The following is a 16055-nucleotide window of genomic DNA, read 5'->3' as shown; positions in this document are numbered from 1 at the left end:
AGAGACATCAGTGCAACAACAGTTTATCAAGCAATAGTCAATAGTGATTCTATAATTATCAAAAAGCCCTGTTTCCTGTTTGGATGCAGGGCTTTTTTGTACATAATAAAACTTACAAGCTATACACTTTAAGCAAAAAACTTTTATGCCTCATCCCAACTATTAAACAGAAATATTGCTTAATTTGAATCCAGATTGTGCAGTTGATTTCGTTATGAAAGGCTCAAATACAATAAAGACAAGCATTTGAGCCGATTTTTTGGCTGAAAATATAGTAAACTATGGTTAGGCCAAAAATTCAAGCAAGTGCATGTGTTTGAAGTAGTTGGGGCTAGCAATAGATTTAAACTGCAAAATCTGGGTTGAAATTACTGCGAATAAAACTTTATGCTGTTTTGTCCTTTATTTTTTCTAAGTAATTTAAGTAATGTATTTTACAGGCAGCTTATGGTATTCATTGAATCAACGCTAGATAACTTATGATATTCAACTCGGTTGTTTTTGTATTGTTTTACCTTATTGTAACGGCACTATATTTTATCCTGCCCTATAGGTTCAGGTGGATGCTGCTGTTGGCAGCAAGCTGTTATTTCTATATCACTTTTGTGCCTATATACATCGTTATTCTTGGCTTTACCATAGTTGTGGACTACTACGCAGGTTTATTTATAGAAAAAGCCACAGACCCTAAAAAACGGAAGCAGTTATTGCTTTGCAGCTTGGTGGCCAATATTGGGGTGCTTTTTTTTTTTAAATATTACAATTTCCTCAATAGCAACATATCCCTACTGTTCAATAACTTTAATGCAAAGAATCCGTTGCCGTGCTTAACCATCTTGTTGCCCATTGGGTTGTCTTTCCATACGTTCCAGGCAATGAGTTATACTATTGAAGTATATCGTGGCAACCAAAAAGCAGAAAAACATTTTGGCATTTATAGCCTGTATGTTATGTTTTACCCACAATTGGTGGCAGGCCCCATTGAGCGGCCGCAAAACATACTGCACCAAATGCACGAGGAACACCCTTTTGATTATGGCAACATGATTGAGGGGCTGAAGCAAATGTTGTGGGGATTTTTCAAGAAACTAGTGGTTGCAGACAGGCTGTCTATCTATGTAAATTCTATTTTCAACAATGCCGAAGTACACAATGGCAGTTCCATTGCCATTGCCTGTTTCTTTTTTGCTATACAGATTTATTGCGACTTTTCGGGCTATTCCGACATTGCCATTGGTTGTGCCAAGACAATGGGCTTTGATTTGATGACCAATTTCAGGCGGCCATATTTTGCAAAATCTATCAATGAGTTTTGGAGCAGGTGGCATATTTCCTTATCAACCTGGTTCAGGGATTATTTATATATCCCTTTGGGAGGCAATAGGGTAACCAAATTTAAACTGTACCGCAATCTGTTTATTGTTTTTTTTATCAGTGGCATTTGGCATGGGGCAAACTATACCTTTATTATATGGGGTGCGTTACATGCGGTTTATACCATTGTTGGGCAGGTAATAACGCCTTACACCAAAGACATACACCTGAAACTGCACATCAACAAACGCATTACCGATGCTGTGCGGATGTTTATTATTATTATACTAGTAACATTTGCCTGGATTTTTTTCCGTGCCAATTCAATGGACAATGCCATGACCGTGATACACAACCTGCGCAGTTTTGGCAAAGCTCCTTTCCTTGGCGACAGTATCAGTAATTTTGGGCATTGCCTGCTGGCAATATCATTGTTATTGATTATTGAATACAAGAAGGAATATTACCCAGATAAATTCAATTTTTTCTACCATCCCAATATTGCCATCCGCTGGGGTTCAATTATCATAATGCTGGCAGCCATATTGTTGTTTGGGGTGTTTAATGGTGGCCAATTTATCTATTTTCAATTTTAATATTGCCAAAGCATGTATATTTTTTTAAAACGGCTATTTTTTTTCATCCTTTTGCTGGTTGCAGTTGACTGTTTGTTTGGCTTTGGCTTGAGGCAGTTGTATTTCGGCCAAAAAAAAGGGCAGTTTGCCCAAACAACTTATTCGGCGGATAGTGCCAATCAGGATATACTTGTTTTTGGTAGTTCCAGGGCAGTAAGGCATTACTCTCCAGTTATTTTATCCGATTCATTCCATCTGTCTTGCTACAACGTAGGCAGGGATGCACAGATGATACCTTACTGTACCGCTTTGCAGGAGGTTATTTTCAATCGGCACAAACCAAAGATGGTAATACTGGATATAAACGCATGGGAATTTGTAAAAGGTACAACCAAGTACGAAAAACTATCCATTTTACAGCCCTACTGTAAAAAGCATCCCGAACTAGTACCCTATCTGGCAATAGTAGACCCCATTGAAAAATGGAAACTTTATAGCAATGTATATCCTTACAATTCTACTTTGTTCATCGCCTTAAACAATATGTTGTTTGCCAACAAAATACCCAAAGATGAATTTGGCTTTGCCCCATTGGACAAAAAGATGAGTGCCGAAGAAGTGGCTTATGCAAAAAAAATACTTGCCCTAAACGAAGAAAACAGTAAAAAAGCCCCCTTGAAAATAGATACGTTGGCCTTTAGGCTGTATAAGCAGTTCTTGCAAACATGCGCCTACAACCATATACCCACGTATGTAGTCATCTCCCCCACTTTAGCCCCGGAACACACTACCGACAGGAGGGAACAAATAGAACTCATTGCCAAAACATACCCCAATGTAACATTTTTAGATTTCAGCAGCGATACTGCCTACAACGGCCATTTTGAAAAATTTGCCGATGTTTTCCATTTGAACAAAGGAGGTGCCGAGGAATTTACGAGGGAGTTGGTAGGGAGGATGAAGTAAACGTTAGTTAAGGGCTTGTCTTTGGTTTTGCAAATGCTTTGTTAGTTCCTTGAGAGTAGTAAGTTTTAGTTTGCCTTCTGCATAAGCCCTATCTCCTTGAGACAGTTCTTAAAAAAGTCGAGTATTTGAAAAAAGATAATTTTTGAGTTCTTCATATTGTTGCAAAAAAAATAGAGCTTTGCATTTTGTGGCACAGATAGGCTTTTAATATCTTCTATAGCTATCGGCATCACTATTTTTTATAAAAGTATAAAATCCATTTATGCTAAACATAAAAAAAGAGGCAGAAAATATTCTGCCCCTACTCAAATACGTTTCATTGATTGAAAGAAATAAACCAAAGTTTTTATTTCACAATAGCGACCTTAAAAGACTTCTTATAGCCACTGTTATCTAATACGGTCAATACATAATTACCTGCATAAATAGTAGCTGTTTCAATATAGCAAAGGGTGCTACCTTGAGGCAATGATTTGGTAAGGACTATCTTGCCACTCATGTCAGATATCACCACTTGCACATCTTTCCTTAAAATATCATCTGCTTGAACCAGCAAATAATCAGACGCAGGGTTTGGGAAAACCCTTACGTTAAATGCAGCATTGGCTTTGGCTACAGTAATGGTGTTGGAATAGGAATAGCTACCATTCAAATCCCATTGCATTAGCCTGTAATAATCAGTCCCATTTACTGGCACATAATCGGTGAAAGCATAATTGTTGGTTGTGCCAATAGCACCAACGGCTTGCACTTGGCCTATTTTTGAAAAGTTTACACCATCTATGCTTCTTTCTATATCAAAATGGCTATTCCCAATTTCACTGGCTGTTGACCATTTTAGGATATTGGTATTGTTGTCTGCATATCCATTGAATGAGAAGAGATTTACTGGCAAGCTGCCACCTGTATAAGTGGTTACTGTTTCTGTAATAGCTGTTACTTTACTGGCCTGTACTACACCATAAAAACTAGGGCCAACTACATAAGGGTAAGCAGAGTTCCAGTTAGCATCAACTGTTGCAAAATAACAATAGACACCTGCTGGGTACTCAGGGGTTACACAAAACCGCCCATTGTGCTCGTCTAAATAATCGGGGGTCGCGGCAGAGGTAGCATTGTATTGGTAATCTTCCCTAAAATATCCCACGGGATAAGTAGTGCTTACATCTGGCCCTGCGGTAACACTTGTGCCGTCGGAATAGGTAGTCCTTTTGGTAATGTTCCTTTTAGCATAGCTCGATTTTATGCGCACAATGCCGCCAGTGCCATCAACGTTTTTATAGCCATAAGCACCGTAGATAGGGAAGCCATCATAGGTAAACCCAATTAATGGCGAATGCTTCGTACTGTCCAGCACATATAGCCCGTCAGCATCGTACAGGCTACAAACGGTTGAAAGTGTTTTTAAGTCTAGTTTAAATGCACTTGGATTTTGGTGGTGGTGGTAATTGCCCATGGCTGGGTGGCCTTTGGCACAGTCGAACCCAATGGTTTCGCCCACAATGGCATCCCTGTTCCAGACGCCATCGCCCCCCCTTTGAGTTAGGGTGCTTGTGCTGCTTTTCCACGAATAACCATCCCTATAATCGAACAATGCCACTCCATTGATAAAGATACCAATATTGCCACCTGTGGTACTGGTAGCAGTGCCTGTATTTTTTACGGGGGTTAACGGGAATTTAAAAATAGCATTCTGGCTGGTGGCAATAGAAGGGTTGCCATCTAAAAATGGGCCTGTTACATAGGCTGGTAGTCCTTTAGTCCTAATATACACATAGTTGGTTGAATACTGTACTGTCTGCACATTCACAGAGTCAGTACTTGTTATGGGTGTATAGTTTCCTTTTACATAATGCCTTGCCGTCGTGCCTGTTGTGTTTCTAAGCCAGGCAGTGATGGCAGGGTTGGTTTGTGCATTGGCAAAAGTGGCTAGGGAGAGAAAACTAAGCAGCGTAATGTTTCTTTTCATTGTTGAGAAGGGGGTTGTAAAGCAATTTAAATAAGTGGTTTCTTTAAACTTTTATAGGGTTTTGAACCCTATAAAAGTTATTAATAGTTTGACGACAAAGCAATAATAACCCTTTGCTAATAATGCAAAATATTTTTAGGGTAACTGTAATCGAGGTTGTAAAGGAAGTTTTTATCTGACAGCGTTAGTAAAAAAGCAATTAAATCTACTTTTTCATTAGAGGAAAGCACAATTGGCTTTTGCAACTGCTTTGACAATGTTTTGCTTGGCCTTATGCCAGAAGTATAGTGCTTTAATACTTCCGACAATCGTTTAAACCTGCCATCATGCATATAGGGGTATGAAAATTCAATATTACGCAGAGTAGGCACTTTAAACTGAAGCGCATTAGCAGAATCGTTGGTTACCTTCATCCTGCCAAAGTCATTCAAAGTGGTGTCGATGGGCATGCCGTTGTTTTCAAATTGGTTGTTGGTAAACAGTGGTTCTTTGTGGCAAGAGCCACAATTTTGCTGGAACAAGCGGTAACCATTTTCTTCCTGCGTGGTAAAATGGGCTTGCCGCCGCATCACGCTGTCATATTTGGCATCCGCACTTACCAGCGTCAACATAAACTGGGAAATGGCTTTTAAAGTGTGTTCGCCTGTAACAAGGCTATCGCCAAAGGCTTTATAAAACAAAGCAGGATAGATATTAGATTGCTGGAGTTTTTGTACCACATGGGCTATTGTTTCGCCCATTTCATCAGGGTTGCTCATAGGTGCTAGGGCTTGCATATCCAGGTGATGCACGGCACCATCCCACATGAAACTAGTTTGCCAAGCCAGGTTCATCAGGGCAGGAGCGTTGCGGGTGCCTGTTTTATTGTCAATGCCGTGGCTCAAAGCATGGTCAATATGTGTAAAGCCGGAATACTGTCCATGGCAACTAGCACAAGAAATAGTATTGTCGCGAGATAGGATGGGGTCGTAAAACAATGCCCTGCCTAATTGTATTTTTTCACCCGTTAAAGGGTTTTTAGAGAAGTCGTAAACAGGCTTGGGGAAATTGGCAGGAACTGTAAAAGGCAGCAGCTCCGTTGCTTTAAAAGCAAAAGTGAATACACCAATAATTAATAGAAGTGCAACTGTTTTTTTCATGGTTCAATGATGCTAAAAATAGTTGAAACTTTTGATGCCAATACAGCCGCTTCTTTTCCGGGTGTCATTATATGGTTTTGCTTCGCCAAATCCAATTGTGCTATAAATTGTTGAATATCTGCCAGTATGTTTATTGTGCCTTGTTTCTTGATGGGCAAAACGATGGTTTGCAAGGTATTGTAAGGCGAATGGTAACCGCCAAGATGGAACTCAAATTCATGGTGGAGTGTTTGGCAAAGGGGGCTTTTGCCCTCCAATTTAAAATTGATATAGCCACTCTGCCATGTCCAGTACATGCCTCTCATAGGGTCCAAGTCGCCGCCCTGAACGCCTGCAAAATTGGTGCTGCTATCTATGCCTAAGTTGAATTTTATTTTATTGAAAGCAAGATTAGGGGAGCAATTTAATGATAGAGAGAGGGTATTGTCTTCCATGGCATTGATGAGGTGGTAGCTATTGGGTTCTTTCCACACGGGCTGGTTATTATCCCATAGCTCAATGCCTGATATATAAAACTTGAATAAATCTATTTCCAAGCTATCCTTAGCGGATGACACAAAAGCTGAGTCTGCCAGATGCAGCATGGTTTTGTTATATGCAGGATGGAAAACAATCTGAGCTGCATGGATTGGTTGTGCTGACAGGCAAGCAGCATGTATCATTAAAAGTATTATCCCTACTATTTTCCTCACTGCCATTTGCATTATTCAATTTTTTAGACTACAAATTATATTATTCCCTTCGCAGGATTATTAAATAGTACCAAAGGCACGAAGACTCGAAGTAGCACTAAAAAAGAGAAATAAAGATTACATGCTTTGCCTTTTTTCTTTCCTTTAGACCTTTGTGCCTCTTTGTGCTTTTGTGTCTTTGTGGCGAAATTCCCTCTTTGCCCATTTGCCTATTGCCTCCTTGCCTTTATTAATTACTTTTAGCCCATGAAAAAAATACTTTACTGTTTGGTTATAAGTATCTGCTTGATTGCTTGCCATCGGAAATCGATACCAGATGGCGAACTAAGCGGTCCAGGCACATTGCATACACAAACAGGTATTGCTTCCTTTTATTCGGACAAATTTAGCGGCAGCGGCACCGCCAGCGGCGAAACCTACCAGCCTTCCAAATACACGGCGGCACACCGAACACTCCCTTTTGGCACGATGGTAAAAGTAACCAATAAAGCCAATGGTAAATCAGTAATTGTACGGATTAATGACCGTGGCCCCTTTGCCGCCGGCCGCATTATTGACCTAAGCAAAGCCGCAGCAAAGGCAATTGACATGGTGAATGCGGGGGTGGTGAGTGTGGTAATTTTATATAGGAAGTGATACTTTGAAAACATTTGAAACATTTTTTTTTGAAACATTTTAAAATGTTTCAAAAAAAATGTTTCAAAACTGTGTAGTTTCGGACGAGGTATTTAAAAGCTACACAAAAAAAGTACACTATTACAAGAGATTGTACATCCATTAAGTAATCTTACTTTATTGATAAACAAATCTCCTTATGAATTGGTAAATTTGTATTTGAAGCGAAATTTGCACCCTTAATCAAACGAATGACCGGAGAGGAAGTAATAGAATTTATTGGTTTAGACAGAGCCGAATCAGTACTTTCCAATAGCGATGGACATTTGATATTTGACTTTTACGAAAATCTAAAACTCACATGGGGGCAAAATCAAGTTACATAATTAAGTAGATTTTACAAGAGGTAGTGGTGAGACTAAGCAGAACTTACCAAAACCCAACCTCAAAACAAATGCACTTCCACCAAGTCGCCCTTTGCGTATTCCGTTGCTTCTTCCTCCAGCACCACTAAGCAGTTGGCCAAAGCAAAAGAATGCAGCCGGTAAGATTCTTGGCCAGTCAAGGGCATTACTTCGTTGCCTGCTACTATGCCTTTTAAAAAATGGGTCAGCCCCGCTGGTTTGGTATAGGCTACTGCCAAAGGCAAGCGGTTTACGATCAACCCTACATGCTGTTTCCCCATGAATTTTTGGATAGAAGGCAATACATATTCGTAAAAGCAAGTAAGCACAGATGATGGGTTGCCCGGCAGGCCAAATACCAACCTGTCTTCCTTTTTGCCAACATAAAGTGGCTTGCCAGGCCTTTGCTTTATTTTATGCAGCAATTTTTCCACCCCACAGTTGGCAAGTGCGGTAGCTACAAAGTCGTAGTCACCCACGCTTACGCCGCCTGTTATTAAAACAATGTCGGAGGTGGCAAATGCGTTTTGCAAAGCAGTTTCTATTATTGCCAAATCGTCATCTGCCCATGCAATGCTTATGTTGGTAATGTGCATTTGTTGCAGTGCTGCGGAAAGCGTGTAAGTATTAGACTCGTAAACCTGCCCATATTGCAAAGGCATACCTGGCTTTTGAAGCTCCTTGCCCGTGGCAATAATGGCAATAGACGGTTTTGGGTACACCAATAGCTCTGTTTTGCCAATGCCCGCCAAAAATCCAATAGCGGCCGCAGATAGCAAGCCGCCTTTGGGCATGGCCAAGCTGCCTGTTTCTATTTCAGAACCTTCCAGCCTTACATTGCTGCCTTTTTGTATTTTTTTGTCTAATATCAGCAATTGCCCATCTTTAGTAGCAGTTTTCTCCTGCATTATTACTGTGTCTGCCCCGTCTGGCACGGGTGCACCAGTAAATATCCTTACTGCTTGGTTATCGGCAAGCAAAATACGCTCTGTATTGCCTGCTGCCGATTCGTTGCTGATTAATAAATTGTGTTCCGCTTGCCAGTCGGCAAAGCGGAACGCATAGCCATCCATTGCCGACTGGGCAAAAGGGGGGAAATTGTTGCCAGCATACACAGCTGCCGCCAATACCAGGCCTGTGGCAGTGGAAAGCGGGGTAATCACAGGCGTAAAAGTTGTGCTATGTTGTTGTATAATCTTCTTTGCTTCAGCTACTGAAATCATTATAAGTAATTGATATTTTTGTTACTAACTTGTACATAATGATAGGTGGCATAAAAGTTTATTACTACTCAACACATCGAATGTGCTTTTTTAGGCACAAAGACGCAAAGAAACACGAAGAAAAACTGGGGTAAAAGGTATTGATAACACATTTTTTCTTCTTTTCTTTTTTTCTTATTCCCTTAAAACTTTGTTCCTCTTTGTGTCTTCGTGCCTTTGTGGCAGATTAACCAAACTTGCACCTGAGTAGTAACCAAAGTTTTTGGCTGAGATGCCTTTTTTGATTTGTCAACCTGATTTGTCAAATTTTACAAAATTTGCCAAATCTAATAGATAAAAATGAAATTTTTTTATACACCTACCCACACATTTATAAAAACATTTTCTTATACTTGCATTTGACAACTGCTCCACTAATTTGACAACTAATTCGCAAATGAAATATTTAATCGTATCAGCCCTTTTTACCACCTTTTTTTGTTACCCCTCTTTTGGGCAGTTAAATAATAAAGCTGCCATTGAAAAAGTATTGTCAGCAGGCACAAATGCTAAAGGTCTAAAAAGTATTGGGACCAATGAATATATTGTTAGCAATTCCTATACCGATGAACAGCTTGGCTTGCAGCATGTTTACCTGCAGCAAACCTATAAAGCCATGATTGTTTACAATACAAGGCAATCGTTGGTTTTTAAAAACAATTTTTTGCAATACAGTTCTGGCAAATTCATTGCCGATATTGCCGCAAAAGCCCCTTCAAGCACACCAACAATTTTGGCTGCTGATGCCATCACAAAAGTAGCTGCTTACCTTGGGCTTCCTGCTGCAACAAACCTGACAGAAATTACCAATACATTTACTACTGATAAAAAAATAGTGTATTCGCCTGGCGGCATTGCCAAGGACAACATTAAAACAGAATTGGTATGGGCAAGCAATGATGCTGGCAAAACCGTACACCTAGCTTGGAACGTGCAACTTTCCCCTTTAAACACATCCGATGCTTGGCATATACGGATAGACGCAACTAGTGGGCAAATTATTAACAAAGGGAATTATACGGTTTACGAGAAAGTTGATACCAAGCTGGGAAATAAGGTGAGGCAAGCAACAGAGGATATCATTTGCAACGACGCAGTAGTAGATATTAAAGTTAATAAAAAAACATTTGCCCCACCGCCGCCTACTACCACAACGGCCTTTTACAATGTAATCCCTTTCCCTAGCGAAAGCCCCTTTATCACGTCCCCTACCCTAGAAACGGATCCTTGGACAAAAGCAGGCACTGGCAACAATGCCACAACTTATGGTTGGCATTTTGATGGCAGTAAAAATTACACCAATACATACGGAAACAATGTGCATGCCTATGACGATAGCTTGAACAAGGATGCGCCAGGCAGATCCGACACATCTACCACAGCCAGCCCAGCCTTATCCTTTAATTTTGTGCCTGATTTTACGAAACAGCCTTTTACTGGCAACAACAGAAAGTTTGCGGTGTCCAACTTGTTTTATTGGAACAACATCATGCACGATATTTCTTATCAATATGGATTTACGGAATCAGCAGGCAATTTCCAAAATACAAATACCATAAACGGGGTGAAAAGGGGTGGCATAGGTGGGGATTATGTATATGCAGAGGCACAGGACGGAAGCGGGATAGGAAATGCCAACTTTAGCACCAACCCAGACGGCCAAATTTCTAGGATGCAGATGTATTTGTTTCAGCCAACTGTTGTTACAAACGCTAATGTTACCATAAAAGCCCCCGCCGCTATTGCTGGAAATTATGCCTATGCAGAAAGTGTTTTTAGTGCTAACAACCAATTGTTTAAAAAAGGAGCTGTATCTGGCACGGTTGTTTTTTTTAATGACAATGCAACTGGCACTGCCCACTTGGCTTGTGGTATCCCCGTTAACAATATCAAGGGGAAAATTGCATTGCTATATCGGGGTACTTGCAACTTCACCGTTAAAATAAAAGCAGCGCAAACAGCTGGCGCAATAGCCGCTATTGTTGTAAACAGTGTTTCAGGTTCCCCATTCTCAATGGGTGGGACTGACAATACCATTACTATACCTGCGGTAATGGTGTCAGATGTAAACGGGGCTACAATTGCCGGGCAACTTACAAATGGGCAAACTGTTACCGCTACGCTGAACGTTCCAGGTATTGGCTTGGATGGCGACATAGACAATGTAGTAGTATGCCACGAATACACACATGGCATTTCCAACCGCCTTACAGGTGGGCCTTCTACAACTAGTTGCTTAGACAATGCCGAGCAAGGCGGGGAAGGCTGGAGCGATTTTGTTGGGCTGATGGTAACCACAAACTGGAACACGGCAACATTAACCGATGGAGCCAAAAATAGGTATGTTGGCGGCTATCTTTTAAACCCAACAGCAGCTGATAGTGGCGGCTTTAGGCAATACCCTTATACTACCAACATGAAAGCAAACCCCCATACTTATGCTGATTTAAAAACCAGTGGGGAAGTGCATTATATTGGGGAAGTGTGGTGCGCTACCCTGTGGGATATGGCATGGGGCATTATCCAGCAAGAAGGGACTATAAATACCAATATTTACGATGCTGCTAGCGGCATGGGGGGCAATGTAAAAGCACTACAGCTGGTAATGACAGGCATGAAATTGCAGCCTTGCAGCCCAGGTTTTTTAGATGCAAGAGACGCTATTTTGGCAGCAGACTCTATCTTATACAACAATGCGCACAAGTGCACTATCTGGAAAGCCTTTGCAAGAAGGGGCATGGGGTATAGCGCCGATCAGGTAAGTGCAGACAGTTGTGGCGATGAAATAGTAGCGTATGATGTGCCGCCGTGCACGCTGCCATTAACACTCGTTGATTTTACTGCATCAGCAGCCAACAATAAAGTGCTGGTAAAATGGTCAACTGCAAATGAGATAAACACCAAAGAATTTATCGCAGAATTTTCTAATGACAATAGTGCATGGTCAACGTTTGCTGCAGTGTCTGCCAAAAACACAACAGGTGTAAATGAGTATGCCGCATATCACTTCCAACCAGTAAATGGAAATAACTATTACCGTTTAAAAATGATAGACAAGGATGGCAGTTTTACATACAGCAAAGTAGCAACTTTAAAATTTGCTGGCAAGGCAGGCTTTAGCATTTATCCCAACCCTGTAAAAGCAACCTTAACTGCTGAATTATTTAAAACAAAAGCTGAAAGTGCTACCATCACAGTTACAGACATGGCTGGAAGGGTTCTTTATGCGCAGCAAACAGCTTTGCAAGCAGGTAACAATAGCTTATTCATTAATACTGCTAAACTTACAAAAGGCACTTACCTGATAGTAGTAAGCGGTGCAGAAAAAGAGGTAAGGCAGTTTATGAAAGAATAGGAGTAAGGCTTATTAAAAGCCTTTGAGTATCAATATTCGGCAATGGGTGTACTAAACCATAAAAAAATCTTCACTGGGGCTTACTCCAATGAAGATTTTTTATTAACCATGCCTTGTTTTTATTCCTTCCTTAAAACCTTAATACTACTTTGAGGCTTCGTGCCTTTGTGGCAAAAAAACTTTGCATTTACTTGTGTTTCATTTTGTGGTGCTTATGCTTATGATGCGCTTTTTTAAAATGCTTGGGGTGGTGCTTGCCAGCATGTTTGCCATCCTCCCTTGAAAAGCTGCTCAGCGAAATGGTAAGCATTAACAATAGTGCGGAAATAAATTTGATGTGCTTGTTCATGATTTTTTTTTATTTTTATTGTGTAATTGCTTGTTTATCTGCTGCCCATTTTATTATTGTTTCTGCTTCCTCCAGCCCTGCACTGGCTATTTTTGCGCTTTTGGCTCCGTCATAACCCATAGATAAATGCAGTACATCATAAGCGGTGTTAAAGCTGTTGAGTATCTTTTTATCTATCTTGGCTAATTCAGCTTGATACCAATCCACGCTTTTCCGCCCTTTTTTCTTTATGCCCAGCATCCCATCCAATGCCTCCAATACAGCCGAGTAAGCCGCATGGCCTGCCAGTTTTACATATTTTTTGTCTTTGTAATAGCCATCTTCCTTGTGGGCTTTTTCTCGCAATATCTCCTTTGCATTATTCAGATATCGGTTCGCTTCTTTTATATAATCCATGCTTATTTCCAGTTTCCTCAAAATTAATAGTAAAATAGTTTACGGCAAAAAATAAGGTACACCTTTCCGTAGGGGCGGGGCTTGCCCCCGCCCTTCCCATCTATAAAAGGATTTCTGCTGGTCTTGGATGTTCCGCAGGGCATCCCGTTCCTACAGGTAGATAGGATTTTAAATCCCTGCTTCTAAAGCTATAGGCTGCTTTCTGTGCCTGTTTCTTGTTCATGCTAACCAGAAAATGGTTTAAGCAAGCCATTTCAGTAAAACCTTGCCAAGCCAAGCAGTTAATTATTCAGAAATTTGTATTTTCGAGTAGCAGGAAAATATGTTTTAAAAGCTTTATGCCTTTGTTATCCCTGCACTGATTAAAGATAGCTTATTAATGAAAACAATTGCCTTGCTCCCCCTGCTTCTTGCTGCCTTCCATGTACAAGCCCAAGATATTTTTGTTAGCCCTTCGGGCAATGACAAGAACCCCGGGTCTATTGAGAAACCCCTTGCCACATTGGCCAAGGCCAAAGAAACCGTAAAGAAGATAAACAAAAGTAATATTCCTATTACTGTGAACTTACGGCAAGGCGTTTACTATTTGCAAGAACCACTAAAGTTAAGCAAGGAAGATGGCGGCACCCAAAATGCCCCTGTGGTGTATGCAGCTTTTAAAGGCGAACAGGTAACGCTTTGTGGCTCAAAAGCGATGCCCGCCGCAGCCTTCAAAAAAATAACTGACAAAGAAACCCTTGCCCGTGTTGCCCCCCAATTGAGAGACAGCATAGTTGTGCTAGACCTTGCGACAGCAAAAATGGAGCATATAAAAAAATACCAAGACAAATTTGACGACGATGGCGGTATGATAGAGCTATTCATGGATGAAAAGCGGATGCCCCTTTCGCGCTACCCAAACGAAGGCTTTATGGCCATGAAGAAAGTGCTCGTGAATGGCGGTGGGCAGGAAACTAAAACCGCTAACTGGGCCGATTATTATGGCGAGAAGCCACCACCTACTGTGCCAAGGCCCGGCGTTTTTGAATACCGGGACATGCACGAAAACCAATGGGCATCTTTGCTAGATAGGGGCGTATGGATAAAAGGTTTTTGGCGCATCCCTTGGCAGAACGAAGCCGTAAGGATAGACAAAATGGATACCATTGCCCATACCATCACGCTGGCAGCACCTATATCTGGTGGCATTGGCAACAAATACACCCGGCCAGGAGGTAATGGCAAAGAGCCTTACTGGCTACTGAACTTGCTGGAAGAAATAGATAGGCCGGGCGAGTGGGCGGTTGATTTTAAAGACAAAAAACTGTACTTCTACCCACCTGAAAAAATAAAAGATGGCAATGTGCGTATTGCCGACATTGGCGAGCCACTTATACAAATAGACAATGCAGCATATATACAGCTAAAAGGCATATTGCTGGAAGAAAACCTAGGTGACGGCATTAAAATAAGCGATGGCAACAACAACCTGATTGCTGGCTGCACCGTAAGGAATGTAACCAAAAATGGTGTAGTGCTAGACGGAGGCACAGCCCACACCGTTTTGAGCAACGATATTTATAATACAGGGGCTGGCGGTATATGGCTGCGTGGCGGTGACGAAAATTCAATACCCAAAACATCCTGCGGCTTCAAAGTAATCAACAACCATATACACCACTACAGCCAGTTGACTCGTATTTATGCCGCTGGCATCAATGCAGGTTTCACTGGTGGGGGAGGGGGTGGTCACCATGTAGCCGTAGGCATGTATATTGCCCACAATGTAATACACGATGCCCCGCATGTGGGCGTACTGTATGGCAGTTGGAACAACGTATTCGAGTACAATGAAGTGTTTAATTACTGCACTGTTTCCGACGACATGGGTGCATTTTACTGCTACGACCAAACGGCTAGGATGGGCGGCCACACGCTTGCCTACAACTTTGTGCACAACAGCACGCTTGGGGATGGCATTTATTTTGACGATGACCACAACGATATACACGTTTACGGAAACCTCGTAGCCCTGTACAACGACCCCAAAAGGCGTGGCACGGCATTCCTGTACAAATCTGGCACGCAGGCCAAAAAGAATACGCCCATAGGCATTGAGTGTTACAACAATATTGCCGTGAACTGCAACTATGGCTTCCAGTTTGTAACATTACCCACTATGGTGGACTCGAACAAGATTTACAATAATATATCTGTACTGAACAATGTGCCCTTCCGCAACCGCATACTAGAACCCAGCAATAAGGAACATGACACAGCTTATATCCCCTCGCCAACTGGCAAGCAAAACATAACCTATAAAGAAGACCCTGGGTTTGTGGACTTGAAGAATTTTATTTTCAAATTAAGGGCAGACAGCAAGGTATTTAAAGATCTGCCAGGCTTTGTGCCTTTGCCTATAGACAAAATGGGCTTGTTCATAGACCAATACCGCAAAAAACTGCCCACCGATGCAGAAATAAAACGCTTTGACGCCTTACCCAAAAAAGAAAACAAAAATGGCACGGAGATACTAGACAGGGGGTAGTTTACTTCTAAGGTACATAAAAGTTTTTCGCTTTGCCCTCGCCTTTGTTCTTGCTCCCTCTCCTTTTGGAGCTAGCATACACAAAAATCTCATTGAAGCAAATATTGTCCTTTACCATATAAACCTCACCCCCCAACCCCCTCTGCAAAGGCGAGGGGGGGCAGCCTCCGACAAAAAGAAAGTGATTTTATGATAGATTTCCCGTGCATCTATCCATTTTGCTTACATTAAAAGACTTAAAAAAGATGTGTATATACCCTAGCTTTTGGAGAGGGCTGGGGTGAGGTTGAGGGTTCACTAAAAAATCCGAAAACATTTATGCACCCTCATTTGCCCATAAACGTGCCTTAATTAAAAAAAAACCTTATCTTTACGCTAGAAATGCCCCTGATACAAAGCATTAACAAAGCTATTTTCCCGGCAGCAGTATCGTAGTTCTTTTTTTACTAATATTAAAGTAGTATTTTTAAAAATTTGGGTATTATAATTCCT

General features: G+C 41.3%; 11 protein-coding genes. 5 read left to right on the top strand and 6 right to left on the bottom strand.

Going from position 1 to position 16055, the window contains the following annotated elements; translation table 11 throughout:
- The first annotated feature begins 479 nt into the window (after window positions 1-479).
- Entirely contained in the window at window positions 480-1910 is a 1431-nt protein-coding gene (locus tag ACHFIY_RS18430; protein ID WP_410847599.1) for an MBOAT family O-acyltransferase, read from the top strand.
- 12 nt (window positions 1911-1922) lie between these two features.
- The gene (locus tag ACHFIY_RS18425) at window positions 1923-2855 is read left to right on the top strand and encodes a hypothetical protein (protein WP_410847598.1); all 933 of its coding nucleotides are present in this window, start codon (window positions 1923-1925) and stop codon (window positions 2853-2855) included.
- 346 nt (window positions 2856-3201) lie between these two features.
- On the opposite strand, the gene ACHFIY_RS18420 is transcribed toward ACHFIY_RS18425, so the two are convergent.
- The 3 genes from ACHFIY_RS18420 to ACHFIY_RS18410 form a co-directional block, all read right to left on the bottom strand.
- Entirely contained in the window at window positions 3202-4824 is a 1623-nt protein-coding gene (locus tag ACHFIY_RS18420) for a YHYH protein (RefSeq protein ID WP_410847597.1), read from the bottom strand.
- Window positions 4825-4940: 116 nt separating this feature from the next.
- Window positions 4941-5963 carry a cytochrome-c peroxidase gene (locus ACHFIY_RS18415; protein WP_410847596.1) on the bottom strand — a complete coding sequence of 341 codons (1023 nt, stop codon included), beginning with the start codon at window positions 5961-5963 and terminating at the stop codon, window positions 4941-4943.
- Complete coding sequence (locus ACHFIY_RS18410) at window positions 5960-6661, bottom strand: MbnP family protein (protein ID WP_410847595.1); 702 nt, start codon at window positions 6659-6661, stop codon at window positions 5960-5962. Before ACHFIY_RS18410 ends, ACHFIY_RS18415 begins: the two co-directional genes overlap by 4 nt.
- 240 nt (window positions 6662-6901) lie before the next feature.
- On the opposite strand from ACHFIY_RS18410, the gene ACHFIY_RS18405 reads away from it, so the two are divergent.
- The gene (locus ACHFIY_RS18405; RefSeq protein ID WP_410847594.1) at window positions 6902-7291 is read left to right on the top strand and encodes a septal ring lytic transglycosylase RlpA family protein; all 390 of its coding nucleotides are present in this window, start codon (window positions 6902-6904) and stop codon (window positions 7289-7291) included.
- A gap of 424 nt (window positions 7292-7715) precedes the next feature.
- Here the strand turns inward: ACHFIY_RS18405 and ACHFIY_RS18400 are convergent, their stop codons facing one another.
- The gene (locus ACHFIY_RS18400) at window positions 7716-8897 is read right to left on the bottom strand and encodes a molybdopterin molybdotransferase MoeA (RefSeq protein ID WP_410847593.1); all 1182 of its coding nucleotides are present in this window, start codon (window positions 8895-8897) and stop codon (window positions 7716-7718) included.
- A gap of 436 nt (window positions 8898-9333) precedes the next feature.
- Between ACHFIY_RS18400 and ACHFIY_RS18395 the strand changes: the two genes are divergently transcribed.
- The gene (locus ACHFIY_RS18395; protein WP_410847592.1) at window positions 9334-12291 is read left to right on the top strand and encodes a M36 family metallopeptidase; all 2958 of its coding nucleotides are present in this window, start codon (window positions 9334-9336) and stop codon (window positions 12289-12291) included.
- Between the two features lie 187 nt (window positions 12292-12478).
- Here ACHFIY_RS18395 and ACHFIY_RS18390 read toward each other — a convergent pair whose 3' ends face one another.
- Both ACHFIY_RS18390 and ACHFIY_RS18385 read right to left on the bottom strand, forming a co-directional pair.
- Window positions 12479-12640, bottom strand: a complete 162-nt coding sequence (locus ACHFIY_RS18390) for a hypothetical protein (RefSeq protein ID WP_410847591.1) — start codon at window positions 12638-12640, stop codon at window positions 12479-12481.
- A gap of 15 nt (window positions 12641-12655) precedes the next feature.
- On the bottom strand, window positions 12656-13036 hold the full coding sequence (locus ACHFIY_RS18385; protein WP_410847590.1) for a DUF5618 family protein: 381 nt from the start codon (window positions 13034-13036) through the stop codon (window positions 12656-12658).
- Between the two features lie 379 nt (window positions 13037-13415).
- On the opposite strand from ACHFIY_RS18385, the gene ACHFIY_RS18380 reads away from it, so the two are divergent.
- Window positions 13416-15563, top strand: a complete 2148-nt coding sequence (locus ACHFIY_RS18380; RefSeq protein WP_410847589.1) for a right-handed parallel beta-helix repeat-containing protein — start codon at window positions 13416-13418, stop codon at window positions 15561-15563.
- Window positions 15564-16055 lie beyond the last annotated feature (492 nt).

Source organism: Parasediminibacterium schistidii (assembly GCF_046546515.1).
GTDB lineage: Bacteria > Bacteroidota > Bacteroidia > Chitinophagales > Chitinophagaceae > Parasediminibacterium.
This window is presented reverse-complemented; position numbering and strand designations above follow the sequence as displayed.